Source organism: Mesorhizobium sp. B2-4-2 (assembly GCF_006442845.1).
In the GTDB taxonomy this organism is placed as follows: domain Bacteria; phylum Pseudomonadota; class Alphaproteobacteria; order Rhizobiales; family Rhizobiaceae; genus Mesorhizobium.
In genome coordinates this window covers 338,497-357,077 of sequence record NZ_VFVM01000002.1, presented here as the reverse complement: position 1 = coordinate 357,077, position 18,581 = coordinate 338,497, and the positions used below count along the sequence as shown (strand labels likewise).

The 18,581-nt window shown below is 62.1% G+C and carries 21 protein-coding genes; 14 read left to right on the top strand and 7 right to left on the bottom strand.

Annotated elements, in window-relative coordinates:
• Window positions 1–170 precede the first annotated feature (170 nt).
• From FJ942_RS05390 to FJ942_RS05370, 5 genes are all read left to right on the top strand, one after another.
• Window positions 171–2,639, top strand: coding sequence for a membrane-bound PQQ-dependent dehydrogenase, glucose/quinate/shikimate family (locus FJ942_RS05390; protein ID WP_140897321.1), 2,469 nt, complete (start codon window positions 171–173; stop codon window positions 2,637–2,639).
• A 420-nt stretch (window positions 2,640–3,059) separates the two neighbouring features.
• Entirely contained in the window at window positions 3,060–4,226 is a 1,167-nt protein-coding gene (locus FJ942_RS05380) for an HlyD family secretion protein (RefSeq protein ID WP_140556194.1), read from the top strand.
• Window positions 4,223–5,821: a DHA2 family efflux MFS transporter permease subunit gene (locus tag FJ942_RS05375; RefSeq protein WP_140732230.1), complete on the top strand. Its 1,599-nt coding sequence runs from the start codon at window positions 4,223–4,225 to the stop codon at window positions 5,819–5,821. Before FJ942_RS05380 ends, FJ942_RS05375 begins: the two co-directional genes overlap by 4 nt.
• 101 nt (window positions 5,822–5,922) lie before the next feature.
• On the top strand, window positions 5,923–6,087 hold the full coding sequence (locus FJ942_RS28425; RefSeq protein WP_181165226.1) for a hypothetical protein: 165 nt from the start codon (window positions 5,923–5,925) through the stop codon (window positions 6,085–6,087).
• A gap of 145 nt (window positions 6,088–6,232) precedes the next feature.
• Window positions 6,233–6,676 (top strand): PPC domain-containing DNA-binding protein, encoded by a 444-nt coding sequence (locus FJ942_RS05370; RefSeq protein WP_140897320.1) that lies wholly within the window; start codon window positions 6,233–6,235, stop codon window positions 6,674–6,676.
• A 19-nt stretch (window positions 6,677–6,695) separates the two neighbouring features.
• On the opposite strand, the gene FJ942_RS05365 is transcribed toward FJ942_RS05370, so the two are convergent.
• Complete coding sequence (locus FJ942_RS05365) at window positions 6,696–7,304, bottom strand: isochorismatase family cysteine hydrolase (RefSeq protein WP_140566345.1); 609 nt, start codon at window positions 7,302–7,304, stop codon at window positions 6,696–6,698.
• Between the two features lie 238 nt (window positions 7,305–7,542).
• On the opposite strand from FJ942_RS05365, the gene FJ942_RS05360 reads away from it, so the two are divergent.
• From FJ942_RS05360 to FJ942_RS05350, 3 genes are read left to right on the top strand one after another with little or no spacing between them, the layout of a single operon-like run.
• Window positions 7,543–7,959: a GFA family protein gene (locus FJ942_RS05360; RefSeq protein ID WP_140584373.1), complete on the top strand. Its 417-nt coding sequence runs from the start codon at window positions 7,543–7,545 to the stop codon at window positions 7,957–7,959.
• Entirely contained in the window at window positions 7,911–8,966 is a 1,056-nt protein-coding gene (locus FJ942_RS05355) for an ATP-dependent DNA ligase (protein ID WP_140897403.1), read from the top strand. The genes FJ942_RS05360 and FJ942_RS05355 overlap by 49 nt, the downstream gene beginning before the upstream one ends.
• A 14-nt stretch (window positions 8,967–8,980) precedes the next feature.
• Window positions 8,981–9,397, top strand: a complete 417-nt coding sequence (locus FJ942_RS05350; protein WP_140513578.1) for an HD domain-containing protein — start codon at window positions 8,981–8,983, stop codon at window positions 9,395–9,397.
• Between the two features lie 77 nt (window positions 9,398–9,474).
• On the opposite strand, the gene FJ942_RS05345 is transcribed toward FJ942_RS05350, so the two are convergent.
• Window positions 9,475–9,813, bottom strand: a complete 339-nt coding sequence (locus tag FJ942_RS05345) for a DUF427 domain-containing protein (protein ID WP_318012459.1) — start codon at window positions 9,811–9,813, stop codon at window positions 9,475–9,477.
• Between the two features lie 361 nt (window positions 9,814–10,174).
• On the opposite strand from FJ942_RS05345, the gene FJ942_RS05340 reads away from it, so the two are divergent.
• Window positions 10,175–10,456 (top strand): hypothetical protein, encoded by a 282-nt coding sequence (locus FJ942_RS05340; RefSeq protein ID WP_140897319.1) that lies wholly within the window; start codon window positions 10,175–10,177, stop codon window positions 10,454–10,456.
• A gap of 46 nt (window positions 10,457–10,502) precedes the next feature.
• Here FJ942_RS05340 and FJ942_RS05335 read toward each other — a convergent pair whose 3' ends face one another.
• Window positions 10,503–11,120, bottom strand: coding sequence for an NAD(P)H-dependent oxidoreductase (locus FJ942_RS05335; protein WP_140671484.1), 618 nt, complete (start codon window positions 11,118–11,120; stop codon window positions 10,503–10,505).
• Window positions 11,121–11,271: 151 nt separating this feature from the next.
• Between FJ942_RS05335 and FJ942_RS05330 the strand changes: the two genes are divergently transcribed.
• The 3 genes from FJ942_RS05330 to FJ942_RS05320 all read left to right on the top strand — a co-directional run bounded on the left by FJ942_RS05330 (window position 11,272) and on the right by FJ942_RS05320 (window position 13,802).
• Window positions 11,272–11,985 carry an MgtC/SapB family protein gene (locus FJ942_RS05330; RefSeq protein ID WP_348640451.1) on the top strand — a complete coding sequence of 238 codons (714 nt, stop codon included), beginning with the start codon at window positions 11,272–11,274 and terminating at the stop codon, window positions 11,983–11,985.
• 162 nt (window positions 11,986–12,147) lie between these two features.
• Window positions 12,148–12,534: a hypothetical protein gene (locus FJ942_RS05325; RefSeq protein ID WP_140897318.1), complete on the top strand. Its 387-nt coding sequence runs from the start codon at window positions 12,148–12,150 to the stop codon at window positions 12,532–12,534.
• A 77-nt stretch (window positions 12,535–12,611) separates the two neighbouring features.
• Window positions 12,612–13,802, top strand: a complete 1,191-nt coding sequence (locus FJ942_RS05320) for an NADH-quinone oxidoreductase subunit D (protein ID WP_140556680.1) — start codon at window positions 12,612–12,614, stop codon at window positions 13,800–13,802.
• A gap of 54 nt (window positions 13,803–13,856) precedes the next feature.
• Here FJ942_RS05320 and FJ942_RS05315 read toward each other — a convergent pair whose 3' ends face one another.
• Complete coding sequence (locus tag FJ942_RS05315) at window positions 13,857–14,294, bottom strand: CBS domain-containing protein (protein WP_140496149.1); 438 nt, start codon at window positions 14,292–14,294, stop codon at window positions 13,857–13,859.
• Window positions 14,295–14,415: 121 nt separating this feature from the next.
• Window positions 14,416–14,589, bottom strand: coding sequence for a hypothetical protein (locus FJ942_RS05310; RefSeq protein ID WP_140496150.1), 174 nt, complete (start codon window positions 14,587–14,589; stop codon window positions 14,416–14,418).
• A 202-nt stretch (window positions 14,590–14,791) separates the two neighbouring features.
• Here FJ942_RS05310 and FJ942_RS05305 point away from each other — a divergent pair, with 202 nt between their 5' ends.
• Window positions 14,792–14,977: a hypothetical protein gene (locus FJ942_RS05305; protein WP_140496151.1), complete on the top strand. Its 186-nt coding sequence runs from the start codon at window positions 14,792–14,794 to the stop codon at window positions 14,975–14,977.
• Between the two features lie 24 nt (window positions 14,978–15,001).
• Here the strand turns inward: FJ942_RS05305 and FJ942_RS05300 are convergent, their stop codons facing one another.
• The gene (locus FJ942_RS05300; protein WP_140496152.1) at window positions 15,002–15,751 is read right to left on the bottom strand and encodes a metallophosphoesterase; all 750 of its coding nucleotides are present in this window, start codon (window positions 15,749–15,751) and stop codon (window positions 15,002–15,004) included.
• Complete coding sequence (locus FJ942_RS05295) at window positions 15,744–16,553, bottom strand: nucleotidyltransferase family protein (RefSeq protein ID WP_140496153.1); 810 nt, start codon at window positions 16,551–16,553, stop codon at window positions 15,744–15,746. The genes FJ942_RS05300 and FJ942_RS05295 overlap by 8 nt, the downstream gene beginning before the upstream one ends.
• Before the next feature lie 269 nt (window positions 16,554–16,822).
• Here FJ942_RS05295 and FJ942_RS05290 point away from each other — a divergent pair, with 269 nt between their 5' ends.
• A complete protein-coding gene (locus FJ942_RS05290; protein ID WP_140897317.1) occupies window positions 16,823–18,526 on the top strand; it encodes an HAD family hydrolase in 1,704 nt (567 codons plus the stop codon).
• The last annotated feature ends 55 nt before the right edge of the window (window positions 18,527–18,581 follow it).

Sequence of the window (18,581 nt, the reverse complement as noted above, 5' to 3'; positions counted from 1 at the left end):
AGCTTTTGGATCGAGCGCCTAACGGCGGCAAAGCGACAAAGGTTCCGTCGGCGCGGAATGCTCACAAAATGGTGAGTTGGGAGCACCCTCGAAAACCGCGGCCGATCGCAACCATGCGGGACGGCCAGCGTTCGAAACAATCATGGGCCTGTCGTAATGGAAATGCTGTCATGACCTCTGCCAATCCGAATCTCGCCGACAGGCGTCGCTCCGGCGTCGCCTTCTGGTGGACCATGTTCGTGGGTGTGCTGCTGGCAATACTTGGTTTGCTGATCGGCGCAGGCGGCGCCTGGCTCGTCGCGCTGGGCGGCTCCTGGTACTATTTGCCCACCGGAGTGGCTCTCCTGGCGTCGGGTGTTTTGCTTTTGAGCGGCAATGCCGCCGGAGTCTGGCTCTACGTCCTGACCTGGATCGCGACGCTCGCCTGGGCTTATTGGGAAGTCGGCATGGACGGCTGGGGGTTGATGCCCCGGGTGCTCGCGCCGACGGTCATCCTGATCTTCGTTCTTTTGACCTTGCCTGCCTTTCGCGCCGGGCACGCGAAACGGGTTCGCGACCGCGGCTGCGCGACCGCATCCGCTGCCCTTTTCATTGTCGGCTGCGCGATCGGGCTTCAGCATTTCACGCCCTCGGCACAATCCCAGGAGGCATCCCCGGTTGCCCCGGTCACGCCACCCGCCGCAGGAAGCGCATCTGGTCAGTCTCCGGTCAGCCCTCAGCCCAATGTCGCGATACACCAGGCTGGACCGAATTGGCCCGTCTATGGCGGCTCGGAACTTGCCACCCGCTATTCTCCCCTCAAACAGATCACCGCCGACAACGTCGCGAAGCTGACCAAAGTTTGGGATTTCCACACGGGCGATATGCCAAGCAAGGCGGCGACCGACAAATACTCCCCGGAAAACACCCCCCTCGAAGTGGACGGGCACCTGTTTGCATGTTCGGCCAAGGGCATCGTCATCTCGGCCAACGCGGCAACCGGCAAGGAGGAGTGGCGCTATGATCCGAAGGTATCCGACGCCGCCATCCCATACGGCGCCAGTTGCCGGGGCGTCGCCTACTACGCCGTTCCAGGCGCAAGCGCCGATCGACCATGCGCAACACGCATCCTGTGGGGCACGCTCGATGCAAGGCTGATTGCCATCGACGCCAGGACCGGGAAGGCATGTGGCGATTTCGGCCAGCAGGGCGTTGTCGATCTCACCCAGGGGCTCGGCAAGACCGTGCCCGGCTGGTATTCGGTGACGGCGCCTCCGACCGTCGTGCGCGGCATTGCCGTGCTTGGCGCCCAGGTGCAGGACGGCCAGGCCGAGGATGCGCCGTCAGGCGTCGTGCGCGGCTATGACGTGATGTCGGGGAGACTGGTCTGGGCTTGGGACATGGGCCATCCGGACCGCACGGGCGCATCGCCCCAGGGCGATACCTACACGCGCGGCACGCCGAACATGTGGACCGTGGCCGCCGCCGATCCGCAGCTCGGCTATGTCTTCCTGCCGCTCGGCAACGCCGCCGTCGACTATTACGGCGTCGATCGCAAGGACTTCGAAAACCAATACAATTCCTCAATCGTCGCCATCGATGTCACGACGGGCAAGCCGGTCTGGCATTTTCAGACCGTTCATCATGACCTTTGGGACTATGACCTCGGTTCGCAGCCGACGCTCGTCGATTTTCCGTCAGTTAATGGAAAGGTTCCCGCAATTATCGTGCCCAGCAAGCAGGGCCAGATCTACGTGCTCGACCGCAAGACCGGAAAATCGCTGTTCCCGGTCGAAGAACGGCCGGTGCCGTCGGGCGGCGTCGAACCAGAGAAATTGTCCAGGACGCAGCCTTATTCCGGCTATGCCCATCTCGACCAGCCTGTGCTGACCGAGAAGGATATGTGGGGCATGAGTCCGCTCGACCAGCTCTACTGCCGCATCCAGTTCCGGCAGGCTTCCTACCAGGGCGAATATACGCCCCCCACGGTGGACAAGCCTTTCATCGAATATCCCGGCTACAATGGCGGCTCCGACTGGGGAAGCGTTGCCGTCGACACCGACGCCGGCATCCTGGTCGCCAATTACAACGACATGCCCAACTATGATCAGTTGATACCGCGCCAAAAGGCGGACCAGATAGGCTTCAGGTCGATCGAACAGGGCGGCGCTTCGAAAAGGGCCAAGGACATGGGTGACCCGCAGATGGGTTCGCCGTACGCCATTGCCGTCAACGCGGGCTGGCGCCTCTCGACGGGGCTGCTTTGTTCCGAGCCGCCTTACGGCCATATCCGTGCCATCGAGTTGAAGACAGGCAAGACGCTCTGGGACAAGCCGCTCGGCGAGGCGGTCGAGAATGGCCCCTGGCGCATCCCGTCCATGCTGCCGCTGGATATCGGCACGCCAAACAATGGCGGGCCGCTCGTGACCGCCGGCGGCCTGATCTTCATCGCAGCGGCGACGGACGACAAGCTGCGCGCCATCGACATCAAGACCGGCAAGGTGGTCTGGCAGACGGATCTGCCCGCTGGCGGCCAGACCACCCCGATGACCTATGAGGTCGGCGGCCGGCAATATGTCGTCATCGCGCCCGGCGGTCATCATTTCATGGAGACGAAGGTCGGCGACGACGTGATCGCCTATGCGTTGCCGGCCGACTGATGGCGCGCCCGGCGTGGCCCGGACTGGCTTGCGCTTGTCGGCTGGCAAAGCGTGACCCCGGCCGTCAGCCCCCGTGATTTCTGGGGAACCTTGCCGGGATGAGCAGGTTTAGCTGCCTGAGACACTCCAAATTCGTCGGAAGGAGCAGCTCATGAGCAACGATCCCGACAAGGAGGGGCCTGTTTTTCCGCAGAGGATGCGCGGCAAGGCGAGATTATCCTGCGAACGCGAACGCGCCGTATCATCTTCATTGCGGGACTTGTCGGCATCGTGCTGGTGATGATGCTGCTGCACTTCGCCTAGCGCGGCCGGCCACAAACCCTCAATCTGAAACAGGAACTTTTTCGGACGCGGGTCCGTTGATTTACGTCCTTCCAGTACGCGGCTTTTGCCGCACCAACCCTACCGCGGACCGCTAACGTGGACACGAACTCTCCAGACGTCGCACCGGTCGACGAAAGACCTCAAACAAAACGTCGCCCCGATGCACGACCGAAGCGCGCCTCGTCGCGCCCACAACCGAAACAGGACCTCGATGCTTCCGCCGGGAACAAAGAGGGCCTGTTCGGCTCGCTCAGGCGGCACCCCTACGTCACCGCGGCGGTCATCCTTGTTCTGCTGCTGGCATCGGCCGCAGCGATAATCTGGTGGCTCCAGGCGCGACAGTATGAATGGACCGACGATGCCTTCATCGACGCCCGTACCGTAACCATAGGTGCCGAAATCGCCGGCCGCATCACCGATGTGGCGGTGACCGACAATCAGAGCGTAAAGGCCGGCGATGTCCTGCTGCGCATCGATGACAGGGATTATCAGGCATCCCTCAAGCAGGTTCAGGCGCAGGTGGCGCAGGCCGACGCCGAAACCGCTGACATCGCAGCCCAGATCGAAGCGCAGCAGGCCAAGGTGGACCAAGCCCAGAAGCAGGTGTCGCAAGGCCGGGCAGCGCTTGATTTCGCGAAAGCCGAAAATCAGCGCAACAGCGAATTGCTTGCCAAGGGAACCGGAACGCTGCAGCAGGCGCAACAGGCTGCCTCGACGCTTCGCCAGGCCCAGGCGACGCTCGACAGCTCGCAGGCGAACGTCGTGGCGGCCCAGAGACAAGTCGCCGTCCTCGAGGCCCAGCGCAAAAGCGTGGCGGCAAAACTCGACCAGGCCCATGCCAGCGAAGAGCAGGCCCGCACCGCGCTTTCCCGCACCTCGATCACCGCTCCGGTGGCCGGACGGGCGACGAACATATCCGCCGCCGTGGGCGCATATGCCCAACCGGGGCAAGTGCTGATGATGTTCGTGCCCGAGGACGTGTGGGTGAAGGCCAACTTCAAGGAAACACAACTCGACCTTATGCGGCCTGGCCAGCCCGTCGAGATCGATATCGACGCCTACCCGGAGCAGACCTTCAGGGGCCACGTCGACAGCATCCAGGCCGGCAGCGGAACCGCTTTCAGCCTGCTGCCCGCAGAGAACGCGACCGGCAATTTCGTCAAGGTGGTGCAGCGCGTGCCCGTGAAGATCGTCTTCGACAAGAAGACCGGCCTGCTGCTCGGGCCCGGCATGTCCGTCGTGCCGACGGTCAAGGTGCGATGACCGGCCAGGCGACCGCGCAAGCCGGCGAAAGCCGGTCCGCCGCGGGCGGGCGCAATCCCTGGCTTATCGCCATCGTCGTCTCCATCGCCACCTTCATGCTGGTGCTCGATACGTCCATTGCCAATGTGGCGCTGCGCAACATAGCCGGCAGCCTCGCGGCCGGAATGGACGAAAGCACCTGGATCATCACCACCTATCTGGTCGCCAATTCCGTCATCATCCCGATCAGCGGCTGGCTCGCCGGCGTGATCGGCCGCAAACGCTACTACATGATCTGCGTCGCTACCTTCACGCTCGCGTCGCTGCTCTGCGGCCTCGCGCCGAACCTGGAAATGCTGATCCTGTTTCGCATCCTTCAGGGACTGGGCGGCGGTGGGATGGCACCCAGCGAGCAGTCGATCCTCGCCGATACTTTCCCGCCCGAAAAACGCTCGCAGGCCTTCGCGCTCTACGGCATCGCCGTCATCGTTGCACCGACGGTCGGGCCGACCATCGGCGGCTGGCTGACCGACCATTTCTCCTGGCACTGGATCTTCTTCATCAACGTGCCCTTCGGCATCATGTCGTTGGCCCTTGTGCAATGGCTGCTGGTCGAACCAGACGTGCTGGAGCGCGAGCGCCAGGAGAGGCTGAAGGATGGCCTCAAGATCGACTGGGTCGGCTTCATCTTCGTCGTGCTGGCGCTCGGATCCCTTGAGATCTTCCTTGACGAGGGCCAGCGCAACGACTGGTTTGCGTCGGGCTTCATCACGACGTTCGCCGTGATCTCGGCCGTCTCGTTCCTTTTCCTGATCCCCTGGGAGTTTCGCCATCGCGATCCGATCGTCGACATGCGGCTGGTTTTCACCCGCCAGTTCGGCACATCTTTCCTGGTGATGATGGCGGTCGGCGCGGTGCTGTTCAGCACCACGCAGATATTGCCGCAGCTCCAGCAGACCACCTTCGACTACACCGCGACGCTTTCGGGACTTTCGATGATGCCTGGCGGCATCGCCATGCTGATGCTGATGCCGATTTCCGGCTTCGCCTCCGGCTTCGTGCAGCCGAAATACCTGATCATGATCGGCATGTCGGCGGTTGCCGTGGGATTGTGGCACCTGACTTCACTGTCGCCGAATGCCGGTTTCAGCTATTTCACCTATGCCCGCATTTTCATCACGGTAGGGCTTCCCTTCCTGTTCATCCCCATTTCGACGGCCGCCTATGTCGGCCTGCCGCCGCAAAAGACCAACCAGGCCTCGGCGCTGATCAATGTCGCCCGCAATATCGGCGGCAGCGTCGGCGTATCGCTCTCCAACACCGTCGTGGCGCAGAACGCACAACTGCATCAGACCCATCTGATCGGCAACACGGCGCAGTCCTCGCCTGTCTATCAGCAGATGCTTCGGCGCATGACTGACTATTTCGTCGCTCAGGGCTCGCCCGCGGTCGAGGCGAAAGTCCAGGCGGTCGGCTGGATTGGCCAGACGATAGGCCGGCAGGCGACGCTTCTGGCTTACGTGGACTTGTTTCGCTACTCCGCGATCGCGACCGCCCTGCTCGTGCCGCTCGCACTTTTGCTGCGCTCTCCCAAGTCGAGTTCCTCCGCGAAATAGCTTCTACCGAGGCAGGCGCTCCTTCGAGCAAGGCAGTTTCATGGAACCGGGCGGCGCTTGTCTGGTTACGTCCCATGACACGGAAAAAAGGAGACAGACCGATGGCCAAGGAAAAGATCCGGCCACAAGACGAAGATCGCGAAGCCGTGCATCTGGCCGAAACGACCGACGTCTCGCCCAAGCAGGCGAAAGATCTCATCCGCAAGCACGACAACGACAGGAAAGAGGTGAAAAAGGAAGCCAAGAACTTCAAGGCTGAGGGGTAGGCGTTCGGGCGGATACTGCCGGTCGCTTCGACGCCGCGCGCCTGCCGCAATATGGAACCGGGACGCGAACGGTTCGTTCGAATAAGTGGGCCGGCCTGAAAATTCACCGCCAAGGTTTCTGCACCTTGGCCACAGGACAACGGCAATGAAATCGAAACTGGTTTCGAAAGTCGCGGGACAGAGGACCTTCGTGGTGGTGCTCGAGCCTGGCGAAGAGGCGATTGGCGTGCTCACTGCCTTTGCCAGCGAAGAACAGATCGACGGCGCATCGCTGACCGCGCTCGGCGCGTTCGAGCGAGCAGCGGTCGGTTGGTTCGATTTCGAGGCAAAGGACTATCGCAAGATACCGGTCAACGAGCAGTGCGAGGTTCTCAGCGCGATCGGCGACATTGCCCTGGGCGATGACGGCAAGCCCAGCCTCTACCTGCATGCCGTGCTCGGACTGAGCGACGGAGCGACGCGGGGCGGACATCTGCTGGGCGGCGTCGTGCGACCGACCCTGGAGGTCACACTGGTCGAGTCCCCCGCTCATCTGCGCCGCAGGAAACACGCCGATCTCGGCATCGCCTTGATCGACCTGAGCGCCTGACCTGGACATTGCTTCGAGATCAGGTCCAGTTGGAAAGAACCGTCTCCATCTCGACCGTTTCGACCTGCTGCGCGAACCGCTGATGATAGACGGTCATCAGCGCGTCGTGTGTTGCATCCGAAGAGCTGCACAGGGCATCCGTCACCAGAACCACGCGGTAGCCGATATCGATCGCGCCAAGCACTGTCGCCAGAACGCAGACGTCGGTCTCGCCGCCGGTGATGACCAGAGTGTCGATCCGGCGGGATGAAAGCAGCGTGTGCAGATGCCCTTCGGGCCACGGTGAATAGATATGCTTGTCGACAACGATCGCCGGCGGGCAGCATGCCGCCAGCGGCGGCAGGAGTTCGATCATCTCCTCGCCGATCCTGTCGATGGTCATCGATGCCCAGCGTTCATAGTACCGCTTCCAGGTGCCGGCGCCCTGCCCCGGGCTTCGCGCCGGAAGGAAGCGAGTGAAGATCGTTTGTGAAGGATATCTTTCGGCAAGGCTGACGATCCGGGGAAGGACACGGGTGATCCAGGGTGTCGCCCACTCCGACGGCTCGGCGAACAGCCGCTGCATGTCGACACACAGATGGGCGCAATGATCGCCCAGAGGTCCATATGCCAGACCCGGAACCGACATCAGCAGCGACCCGCTTTGTCGTCTTCGGCGTCGAGCCGGCACAAGGCGGCCAGGGACGGATACCTGAACGCACATGCCAGCCGCATAGGGGTTCCGTTCAAGTCGACATCCTTGCGCTAGTCCCCAGTTTCTCGAGTGCCGACCAAACGCGAGGCAGCGAAACTCGTTCCCCTTGGGCTTTCGGAAACCACATCATCGGTGGAACGTTGACCAGCATCGAGGTTCGAGAGATCGGCCAATGGTCGCGCAGCAAGAAATGAGAGAACGAACCGGGGGATGCCTGTGCGGCAACGTCCGCTATCGCACCATCTCCAGGCCGCGCGCTCACTATTGCCACTGCGACATGTGCCGACGCTCGACCGGCAGTGCGTTCGCAGTCCTGGCGTGGGTACCATCGGCCAGCTTGCAATGGCTTTCCAACAAGCCTTTCTGCCGCAGGTCATCACCCATCGCACAAAGAAGCTTCTGCCGCGACTGCGGATCGCCCATCGCGTTGGCCTACGATGCATCGCCGGATGAGATCGCCCTGCATGTCGGAACCTTCGACGATCCCGCCGATCTCGAGCCACGCTACAATTACGGATCCGCGCAACGGCTCGGATGGACATGCTGCGGTGTGGACCTGCCGCACCACGACGCCGAAGAGCGGTGGTAGAGGCCGTGGCCGCTGCTTTTCCGCTGCCTTTGGATACCCGCCCCATGGAGGCCAAGGCGGCCGACGCGCTGCCGGGCGACGACGGTCTCTGGCAGTATGAGCCGAAGTGGGACGGATTCCGCTGCCTGGCCTTCAAAGACGGCGCAAGCGTCGATCTCAGGGCCAAGTCCGGCAAGCCGCTCGGCCGGTATTTTCCGGAAATAACGACACTGTTGCGCGATCTCGATACCCAGTCTTTCATTCTCGACGGCGAGATAGTCATCGAGGTGAATGGCGATCCCTCCTTCGAGGCCTTGCAGATGCGGCTTCACCCTGCCGAAAGCAGGATTCGCATGCTGAGCGCGCAAACCCCGGCCCATCTCGTCCTGTTCGATATTCTCGCCGATCCGGACGGCGGGATCATGCTCGACAAGAGCTTGACGGAACGACGGGCCGCGATCGAGCGCTTCGTCACGAGGTCGGGCGTTTCCTCGTTGCGGTTGTCGCCGCGCACCACCGACGTGACCACCGCCAGGCGCTGGCTGGGCGAGGCCGGCCACGGCTCCACCGATGGAGTTATCGCCAAACTGCTGACGGACCCTTATCGGCCGGGCGAGCGCACCATGATCAAGGTGAAGCGGCTGCGCACCGCGGACTGTGTCGTCGGCGGGTTCCGCTACCTGACGGGCAGCAGCCAGGTCGGATCCCTGCTGCTCGGACTCTATGACGACCACGGCAAGCTCGACCATGTCGGGTTTACGTCGACGATCGGCAAGGACGACAGGGCAGAAATTACCGCGAAGCTCGAGAACCTGAGAGGCGGACCCGGCTTTACCGGCAAGGCTCCCGGCGGACCGAGCCGCTGGAGCACCGAACGCAGCGGGGAGTGGGAGCCCGTGCGGCCGGAGCTGGTGGTCGAAGTCCGTTTCGATCATGTCACCGGCAATCGGTTTCGCCATGGAACGAAACTGCTGCGATGGCGGCCGGACAAGGCGCCGCGGCAATGCCGCTTTGAACAGATCCAATGAAGAAAGGGCTGGCAATGAGCATGCTCTACCGGGCGGCCAAGATTGCCGAGGACGCGCATCGATCGCAGACCGACAAGACCGGGCAACCCTATATCGAACACTGCAGGCGCGTGGTCGACACGGTCGAAACCCTTGACCAGAAGATCGTGGCATATCTGCATGACGTCCTCGAAAAAGGGGAGGGCTGGACAAGGACGAGGCTGAAATCCGCAGGCTTTGGTCCCTCGATTGTCGCCGCAGTCGATGCACTGACGAAGAGGCCTGGCGAGAACGAAATCGCTTTCGTGCGCCGGGCTGCGTCAAATCCCCTGGCGCGGCCGGTCAAGCGTGCCGATCTGGCCGACAACCTGTGGCAAGCGCGGCGGGCCGGGATTCCCCTCGCGAAATTTGAAGAGGGCCTGCGCATTCTCGACGAAGACCGCGCAGCGTGAAGGCGACCTGGGCCCGGTGTCATCGCACGACAACCCAATGGAATCGGTTCCCTTGGATAAATCCTGCCGCTGCCCTGCTATTCCACTATGTGAGGCGTGTGGCGCTCGTCTTCAGCGGGATCGGCGTCTATGCGAGCCTTGCCGGGATCGAAGGCAGCGTGGCGAGCAAGCACCCGGACAGGCGCCTCGGGCTCTTCATACGCCCACATGAAATCATCCGCCGATCCGCCAACGGCATGCACGCGCCAATAGCTCGCAGTGCCTTTTGGCGATATCGAGGTGGTATCGGTTTTCTCGAGCAGGTCGAAATAGATGTCCTGGAACGGGATGTAGAACACAGGATCCCTCCCCGTTTCCTGGACCTGCAGCGCATGTTCGGTGGAGGCGATGATGGCGTCGGAGAATCTGACAGTCACCGTTCCATGGAAAGGCTGAATATGGAGATTGTTTCCCGACGGTGATCGGGGCTCGGCTGAAGGGTTCATTTGAGTGTCTCTGAGATTTCCAATCGGTAAAGTTCAAGGGCGGTCTCAAAGGCAAAACGAGGTAATGCGGGATTGGTTGCGCGAATGCGGCGGCTACCCCGCGATGCTGCATCCCAGGCCCAAGGCGGAACACCAACCGATCCCGCTGAGAGGAACAATGGGCCGGGTCGGCGGTTATCCGTTAGCCTTTCCGATTCCACGACCCATCAGGATAGCCGAGTTCTGGCGGCGGAAAGCGACACTTGGTGACAAAGGGGCCACATGAGGCACCCGTTCATATCGGAGACATGAGATGGGACCGCGCAAGAAGCAACGATCCGAACAACGGGACGAAACTGAAGCCCCGGCAATCCAGCAGGCGGACTGGGATGCAATCAAGGGCGGCAGGGTTCTTCCAGACAAGGTGTCCGACAATGTCGACGCCGTCGTCGACGTCGAGAAGGAAGGCGACCTGCCGGAGGAGGACGATGACAACGCCTACCAGAACAGCGACGAGGCATTGCCCGATGACGAAGAGGAAGGTGCCATATCGCGCGATCTGGCCAGGCGAGCCGGGCCTTTTGACGAGCCCTGACCCCAAGGGCGCCGACACGGGCACTCCGTGCGTCACGAAAATCTCTTCACTTTCCGACGCCGGGATACTGCCTTTCCTTCAGCACGCTGGCCAGATGGGCCGCATTCGAAGCCGTCATTTCGATCATCTCGACCACGGCTTTCGGCGTTCCGGGCAGGTCGACATAGTTGACGTCGCCCATAGCCTGCCCAACCCAATACACGCCGCCATTGGCAGGAATCGTGAAGCCGACGTCGTTTAGCGCCTGAAAGCACGCCGCGTGACAGGCGTGAGCGCCGTCTTCATTGCCGACGATCGCCACGATCGCGACCTTGCCGGCGGCCGGCATCCGGCCTTGTTTGTCGGTCTCCGATAGAAACGCATCCATGCGCTCCAGGATGCGCTTGGCGACACTCGACGGCTGGCCGAGCCAGATGGGCAGGCCCAGCACGAAGATGTCGGCGTCGAGGATCTTCCTGCGGAGCTGCGGCCAACCGTCTCCCTCGCCCATGTCCGACAGCACGCCGGGTTTGACGTCATGGTCGAGGGCGCGAACAATCTCGCCGCGGACCCCATGCGGCACCATTGCCGCCAGCAGATCCGCCAGCAGGCGGTCCGTGGACGATTTCTCGGCGTCGTCGGAGGCCTTCAAGGTGCAATTGAGCGCAAAGGCGGTGAGCGGCATGGAAAGATCTCCCGAGTGAGTTCTGTGCCAAACGCAGCGGGACGTCATGGGTTTCCTGAAACCCGACAAGAAGCTTCACCTTCCATCCTTGGGAACCATCGAACGCTCCGCGGTGTTGGAGAACGAGCCCATTGCGTGAGTCGTCCCCGCTATGACCATGCCGCTTCATCCAACCTTGACCGACCTAGCCCTGCGCCTGGCTCTTGCTTTTGTTGCCGGCGGGATCATCGGAATGAACAGGGAAGCCCGCGGCCACACCGCCGGGCTCAGAACAACCGTTCTGGTCGGCCTGGCGGCCGCGATCGCGATGATGCAGGCCAATATCCTGCTCGAGGTGGGTGGCAAGGATGCGGATTCGTTCAGTGTGATGGACGTGCTGCGTTTTCCGCTGGGCGTGCTGACGGGTGTCGGTTTCATTGGCGGCGGAGCCATTCTCCGCCGCGGCGATTTCGTGACGGGTGTCACCACGGCCGCCACCTTGTGGGTCATGACCGCAATCGGCCTCGCCTTCGGCGGCGGGCAACTGGCACTTGGCACAGCGGGGACGGTTTTGACGTTGATAACGCTTCAGGTGCTGAAGCAGGTCGATCTGTGGGTCCCACGAACCCATCATGCGATCCTGGCGATCTCGTCGGCGAACGGCGTTCCGCCTGACCTCGACGCGCTGGTTCAACCGCTGGGCTATCGCTGGCGCTTTCTCGGAATGCAGCACGACATCGAGCGCGGCCGGTTCGTATTCTCCTTCGAGCTGAGCTGGAAACAGCCCGACGCGGCCAAACCCTCCGTCGAGATACTGGCGCGGATCAGTCCGCGCTACGACATCGAACGGTTTGACGCGATCAGCGATAAAGGTCCCCGACCATAGGCAGGGCAGCGATGCGTCCTCGTCCCTGCCTTGGATTCGATCGGAGCCGGAACAAATCCGGACTTCGCGCTTTGAACACGCAACACTGTTCGAGGCGATGCCTTGCTGTCCCTGTCGCGCGTCATCCCGATCGACCCTCCTCGAACAAGGAAGGAAGATATCATGAACAAGGCAATCATCATCCTGGCGGCACTCACTCTGGCTTGGCCTGCCCATGCTCAGTCCCAAAACGCACCCCTTCCCCCGGACGCACCGGCACCGGAAGCCGTGCCAGGTCAGACCGGCCCCGACCAGGGCATCACCGGACAGACATTCACCAACATAGCCATCGTCGCATTGGCGGACTTGCCACCCGACCTCAAGGCCAAGGTCGAGACCGTGGTTGCCCAGACCAGCCAGGAAGACCTTCACGTCCTGCAGCGTTCGGTCAGCGCATCGCCGGAAGCTTCCTCGGTCCTGGCCGCGAATGGGCTTGACGCCTCCGAAGTGGTGGCGGCCAACATTGACGGCGACGGCACGCTGACGCTGATCATCCAGACCACGACCTGACGGCGTGGGGCAGAACCCGGTGCTTCGGCGGATGTCCCATTCCCGGTGCCAGGCGGCAACGGTCGAAGGAGGGCGTCATGGCTGACGCGACGGTCCGCAATTTCACGATAAACTTCGGGCCGCAGCACCCTGCGGCGCATGGCGTCCTGCGGCTGGTGCTCGAACTCGACGGCGAAGTCGTCGAACGCGTCGATCCGCATATCGGGCTGCTGCATCGGGGCACGGAGAAGTTGATCGAGTACAAGAACTACCTACAGGCCCTGCCCTATTTCGACAGGCTTGACTATGTGGCGCCGATGAATCAGGAGCACGCCTTCTGCCTGGCGGCGGAGAAGCTGCTCGGGATCTCGGCTCCACAGCGCGGCCAGCTCATTCGCGTGCTGTATTGCGAGATCGGCCGGCTGCTGTCCCATCTGCTCAATGTCACCACGCAGGCGATGGATATCGGCGCCCTCACGCCGCCGCTCTGGGGTTTCGCCGAACGCGAGAAACTGATGGTGTTTTATGAACGGGCATCGGGCGCCCGCATGCATGCCAACTATTTCAGGATCGGCGGCGTACATCAGGATCTTCCCCCGGACCTATTGGACGATATCTGGGATTTCTGCGATCCGTTCCTCAAGGTCTGCGACAATCTCGAAGAACTGCTCACCGAAAACCGCATATTCAAGCAGCGCAATGTCGACGTCGGCGTCATCGGTCTCGACGATGCCTGGGCTTGGGGATTTTCGGGCGTAATGGTGCGTGGGTCGGGCGCGGCATGGGATTTGCGCAAGGCGCAGCCTTACGAATGCTACCCGCAGATGGATTTCGATATTCCCATCGGCAAGAACGGCGACTGCTATGACCGCTACCTCGTACGAATGGAGGAGATGCGCCAGTCGGTCCGGATCATGAGGCAATGTCTTGACAAGCTACGGTCGCCGCAAGGCCAAGGACCGGTCGCAATTCCCAACCGGAAGATCACGCCGCCACGCCGCGCGGAGATGAAACGCTCCATGGAAGCGACCATTCATCATTTCAAGCTTTACACGGAAGGCCATCACGTGCCCGAGGGCGAGGTCTATGCCGCCGTCGAGGCGCCGAAAGGCGAGTTCGGCGTCTATCTGGTTTCGGATGGGGGCAATGTTCCTTACCGGTGCAAGATTCGCGCGCCGTCCTTCGCACATCTGCAGGCGATGGACTATCTGTCCCGGGGGCACATGATCGCCGACGTCTCGGCGATCATCGGCTCCCTCGACATCGTCTTTGGAGAGATCGATCGCTGAACCGCCGTCGCCGCCCGCGGGACGCGGGCAGCGCTCTCGCAATGTCATCGATGGTCAGTGTGCCGTCTGCGAATGCGCGCCGCCTGCCTGTGAGATGCCGTTCAGCGCTTCGCCGGCTCGTGCTGCCTCGCCGTTTTTCGTGAGATCGCCAAGCGAGATGATGCCAACCAGCCGTTTTTCACGGCTGATCACCGGCAGCCGTCTAACCTGAAGGTCCCCCATCTGCTGGAGCACGTCCTCGATCTCCTCGTCGTCGTAACAGTACCTGATCTCGGCACTCATCACTTCGCGTATCCGCGTATCCGGGCCCCTACCCTGGGCGACGCCACGGACGGCGATGTCGCGATCAGTGATCATTCCGACCAGCCGGTCGTCCTCGCCTACGGGCAGAGCGCCGGCATCGAGGCTGGCCATGGCGGCGGCGGCCTCCCGCAGGGTCTGGTCCGGACTGGCGACCTGAACGCCTTGCGTCATGCAGTTGCCAACTTTCATGATGTTCTCCTTTGGTTGAAGCGCCCCTTGCCGTTGCTGCGATGGAAACACGATGGGGGGACAATGGCGCCGGCCCAAGACGTTCCATTGCCACGGGATCGGGATCTCATGCGTCGCACGTTCAGACGACGCGGCTCCCGGCATGCATCGGCGATTCTTCGTTCTCGTCGGGATTGGGCAGAGGCGTCTCGTCCGGGAGTTGTTCCGGATCAGGCTCCTCGATCGGTTCGGGCTTCCAGGTCGGCGCCGGCATCGGCACGTCGCGATTGGGATCTGGTTTTCCTGGGTTTGGCATCGGGATCACCTCCCTTCATTCGGGACGCAACTCCTGGCCGGCGTCATTTGTTCCATCGCCAATTCGCGGTCGCCTCCGGCCTTGCCGCCACGGATCGAGACGGCGCGCTGCCGATCGGATCCGCCGGTCGACTTCAGCCCCGTCTTTCGGAACCGGACGGTTTTCCAATCCGTTGTCTCGGCATCGATCGAGGAGAAAGACGATGGCTGGTGACGAGAGAATTTCCGGCAGCAACTTGCCCCAAGTCGCGGTCGACAGTGAACAGGTCCGGCAACTGGTGGCGACAGCCGATCTGCCGTCCAATCAGGCACGCGAGCTCGTGCGCCGTCACGGCAACGATCCGCACAAGCTCGAAGAACTGGCAAAATCTATCAAAGCGGTAAGCTGACCGTCGGGACGGCGTCCGACTCCGTCAGATTTCAAGCAAGGCATAGGGTCGGCCGGTCGGTTTGGAAACGTGCATGGCGACGTTGTAGACCCTCGCCCCGCCGGGCGTGCGGCCCTCATAGCTTCCCCGATGCGCATGGCCGTGCACGACAGCACTGACCTGGAACCGGTCGATCGTTTCCGCCAGCCGCGACGAGCCCAGAAACGGAAATATCTCCAGGGGTTCGCCGGCGATGGTCTCGACGATCGGAGCGTAGTGCAAAATGACAAGCGTGCGTTTTGCGCGAACCTGGCGCATCGCGTTCTCAAGCCGCATGGCCTCGCTGACGCTCTCGGCGACCATCGACTTGATGGCCGGCTCGCCGAAGGAGCCGAGCATGCGTGAACCGAACCCCCCGACGAACCCTTTCACGCCGACAAAACCGACCTCCTCTATTTCGGTCGTCTGCCCGTCGAGGAGATGGACGCCCGCTTGACGCAGGATTTCCGCGACGTCCTCGACCGCGCCGGATTCATAATCATGGTTGCCGAGCACGCCGACCACCGGGATAGAGCAGGCGCGCAGGTCTTCGGCGAGGATCTCGGCTTCGCGGGGCTTGCCCAGATTGGTCAGATCGCCTGGAAGAACGAGGATATCGGCCTCGCGCGACATTTCGCCGAAGAGATCGCGATACGATGTCTGGGCGTCCTCCTTCACATGCAGGTCGCCAACGGCCGCCACCTTGATCGTGGCGGTGCCCTCCATCGCCGGAGCGTCTTCGGTCCGTTCAGCCATCACGAAATTCTCCTGTACCGCCGACGCCGGCGAAGCCCCATTCCTTGACGTCGATTTCGTAGTCGGTCTGCGAAAGCAGGCGCCCGCGGCAGATCTTCATTCTGGGGGAAGGCAATTGGCGCTGCTTGGCAAGGCGGTCGAGCAGTTCGTCAAGCAGCCATGTGGGGATGCGGTCGCGCTCGCTCGGATAGATCCATCTGAAACTGAGAATCTGCATCAGCAGCACTTCCCAGTGGACTTCCAGGTAGGAGAGCAGCCTGTGCCAGTCGATCTGGTCCTGCGCCTTGAGGATCGTATGGGCGATGTCCGCCCCGTCATGACGCCCTCGGTCCTGGATGAAGCATTTGGACCATATGAGCTCGGTCGGGCCGACGATCCTCACCCGGCTTCCCAGCAGTTCGGTTTGGCGGGCATGCTCCATCCACTGGTCGCTTACCGGCATCGTTCCATTCGCCGAGGCGAATATGATGTCGAAGAAATGCGTGCCCTTGAAGACCTTTCCAAGCCACCGGTCGTCCTCGATTTCGACCGCGTAGCCGAGCTGCTTGAAATGGGCCAGGATGCGCGAGAAGTCGCCTGCCTTGCAGAAGATATCGAGATCCTTGGTCTGACGGATGACGCCGGTGTAGGCGCTTACCGCGTAGGTTCCGGCGACAAGGAAAGGAATGTCGGTGGCGGCGAGTTCGCGAATGGCTTCGGTATAGAACACCTCCGCCTCGGCGTTCTTGAGCGTCGGGGCGGCCTTTGCGTCGATCGCGGGAAGGGATGCCGGAACAGTTCCCGGCAACGGATCGTTGATCATGGCACGCATGGCTCCCACACATCGGCAACCGATTGATCGCCCGCGTTGTTAACAGCGGGAACCCTGCCTGGTTCCGCCACGGTCGCGTTGCGGCCTGAAGGAAATCGGGCGCCACGGGCAAAATTACCCGCGGAGTCCTGGGTTTCAATATGGTTGCAAGGGCCGTTTCCCTGCATGGAACCATCGCCATTCGGCATCGTTAGCCCGAACAGCCGGAGCTGCCTTCGGGCGATCGGGGTGTCTGGTTTCAAGCGCAGACGATATCCAGGATGTATGTTCTTGCCCTAGCGACGGACTATGACGGCACGCTCGCCGAAGACGGGGTCGTCTCCGATGCGACCTATGCTGCGCTCGAACGGCTGAAGCAGACGGGCCGCAAGCTGATCATGGTGACCGGCCGCGAGCTTGCCGATCTCGAGCGGGTCTTTCCGGCACTCGACATCTTCGACAGGGTGGTCGCCGAAAACGGCGCGTTGATCTATACGCCCGCTTCGAAGAAGGAACGGCTTTTGGCGCCGGCGCCCCCGGCTGAATTCGTCGACAGGCTGAAGCGTCGCGGGGTCGCGCCCCTGTCGGTCGGACGCTGCGTCGTGGCCACCTGGGAACCACAGGAAGCCGCCGTGCTGTCGGAAATCAAGGAGCTTGGACTTGAGCTCGAGATCATCTTCAACAAGGGCGCGGTGATGGTGCTGCCAAGCGGGGTCAACAAGGCCACCGGCCTTGCCTGCGCACTCGAGGAATTGGGGTTTTCCGCCCACAACGTCGTCGGTGTCGGCGATGCCGAGAACGACCATGCATTCCTGCGCGCCGTCGGCTTCGGCGTCGCCGTAGCCAACGCATTGCCGACCGTTAAGGAGACGGCGGATTTCGTCACAGCCAGCCCTCGAGGTGCCGGCGTGGTGGAACTGATCGAACAGCTCATATCGCGCGATGCCGGCTTCGTGGAGACGGCTCGCCAACATGTGGAAGTGGGAACCGACATATCGGGCGCGCAGGTGCACCTTTCACCGCATGGCGGCGGCGTGCTGCTGGCCGGCACATCCGGTATCGGCAAATCCACGCTTGCCACCGCGTTGACCGAGCGCTTTGTCGAGAAGGGTTTTCAGTTTTGCGTTCTCGACCCCGAAGGCGACTATCAGGAACTCGAGAATGTGGTGGTGGTTGGCGACGCCAAGACCCCGCCGATCTCGCGTGAGGTCTTCGATCTTCTGTCCAAGCCAACCAACAATGTCGCTGTTAACATGCTGGGGCTGAAGACCGCCGAACGGCCCGGCAATTTTGCCAAGCTGCTGCCGGACATGGCTAGCATTCGCGCGCGCACCGGCCGACCGCATTGGCTGATCATCGATGAGGCGCATCATCTTTTGCCCCAGGCCCGTGACGGCGCGTCTTTCGCGCTGCCCAAGAGCCTCCCCGCGACCATTCTGATCACCGTGCACCCCGATCTGGTTTCGCGCGACGTCCTGGCTGGCGTCGAAACCGTTCTGGCGCTTGGACCGGAAGCCGACAAGATCGTCGCAAGCTTCTGTGCCGCTACCGGCATCGACGTTCCCGACGGCGCCGTGCCGCCTCCAAAGGACGAAGTCCTGTTTTGGAACCGATCATCGGGCGAGCCGATCAGGACGGTCAAGGTCGAACGGCCTCGCCAGGTTCGCAAGCGGCACATGCGCAAATATGCCGAGGGCGACCTTGGCGACAACAGCTTCTATTTCCGGGGGCCGGACGGAGCGCTTAACCTGAAAGCGCAGAACCTGATGATGTTCCTTCACATCGCAGAAGGCATCGACGATCGCACCTGGGAACATCACCTGCGCGCCGGCGATTATTCGAAATGGTTCCGCAGCAAGATCAAGGACAAGAACCTCGCCGACGAGGTGGCGGACATAGAAACGGATACCGGCACGGACATGCAGGAGAGCCGCGCGGCCATCGCCGAGGCCATTGGCCGCCGTTACACTGCTCCCGCGGACTGACCTTGAGCCGGGGTAGACACAAGCCCATCCCGATTCCTCGGGATGGACCTTTCTC

Coding starts and splice junctions, on each gene's coding strand:
- FJ942_RS05320 (WP_140556680.1), top strand. CDS start 12,612: ATGGCTGACGCGACGGTCCGCAATTTCACGATAAACTTCGGGCCGCAG.
- FJ942_RS05290 (WP_140897317.1), top strand. CDS start 16,823: ATGTATGTTCTTGCCCTAGCGACGGACTATGACGGCACGCTCGCCGAA.
- FJ942_RS05300 (WP_140496152.1), bottom strand. CDS start 15,751: ATGGCTGAACGGACCGAAGACGCTCCGGCGATGGAGGGCACCGCCACG.
- FJ942_RS05315 (WP_140496149.1), bottom strand. CDS start 14,294: ATGAAAGTTGGCAACTGCATGACGCAAGGCGTTCAGGTCGCCAGTCCG.
- FJ942_RS05305 (WP_140496151.1), top strand. CDS start 14,792: ATGGCTGGTGACGAGAGAATTTCCGGCAGCAACTTGCCCCAAGTCGCG.
- FJ942_RS05365 (WP_140566345.1), bottom strand. CDS start 7,304: ATGTCGGTTCCGGGTCTGGCATATGGACCTCTGGGCGATCATTGCGCC.
- FJ942_RS05350 (WP_140513578.1), top strand. CDS start 8,981: ATGAGCATGCTCTACCGGGCGGCCAAGATTGCCGAGGACGCGCATCGA.
- FJ942_RS05360 (WP_140584373.1), top strand. CDS start 7,543: ATGGTCGCGCAGCAAGAAATGAGAGAACGAACCGGGGGATGCCTGTGC.
- FJ942_RS05375 (WP_140732230.1), top strand. CDS start 4,223: ATGACCGGCCAGGCGACCGCGCAAGCCGGCGAAAGCCGGTCCGCCGCG.
- FJ942_RS28425 (WP_181165226.1), top strand. CDS start 5,923: ATGGCCAAGGAAAAGATCCGGCCACAAGACGAAGATCGCGAAGCCGTG.
- FJ942_RS05370 (WP_140897320.1), top strand. CDS start 6,233: ATGAAATCGAAACTGGTTTCGAAAGTCGCGGGACAGAGGACCTTCGTG.
- FJ942_RS05355 (WP_140897403.1), top strand. CDS start 7,911: ATGCTGCGGTGTGGACCTGCCGCACCACGACGCCGAAGAGCGGTGGTA.
- FJ942_RS05335 (WP_140671484.1), bottom strand. CDS start 11,120: ATGCCGCTCACCGCCTTTGCGCTCAATTGCACCTTGAAGGCCTCCGAC.
- FJ942_RS05330 (WP_348640451.1), top strand. CDS start 11,272: ATGACCATGCCGCTTCATCCAACCTTGACCGACCTAGCCCTGCGCCTG.
- FJ942_RS05340 (WP_140897319.1), top strand. CDS start 10,175: ATGGGACCGCGCAAGAAGCAACGATCCGAACAACGGGACGAAACTGAA.
- FJ942_RS05325 (WP_140897318.1), top strand. CDS start 12,148: ATGAACAAGGCAATCATCATCCTGGCGGCACTCACTCTGGCTTGGCCT.
- FJ942_RS05310 (WP_140496150.1), bottom strand. CDS start 14,589: ATGCCAAACCCAGGAAAACCAGATCCCAATCGCGACGTGCCGATGCCG.
- FJ942_RS05295 (WP_140496153.1), bottom strand. CDS start 16,553: ATGATCAACGATCCGTTGCCGGGAACTGTTCCGGCATCCCTTCCCGCG.
- FJ942_RS05390 (WP_140897321.1), top strand. CDS start 171: ATGACCTCTGCCAATCCGAATCTCGCCGACAGGCGTCGCTCCGGCGTC.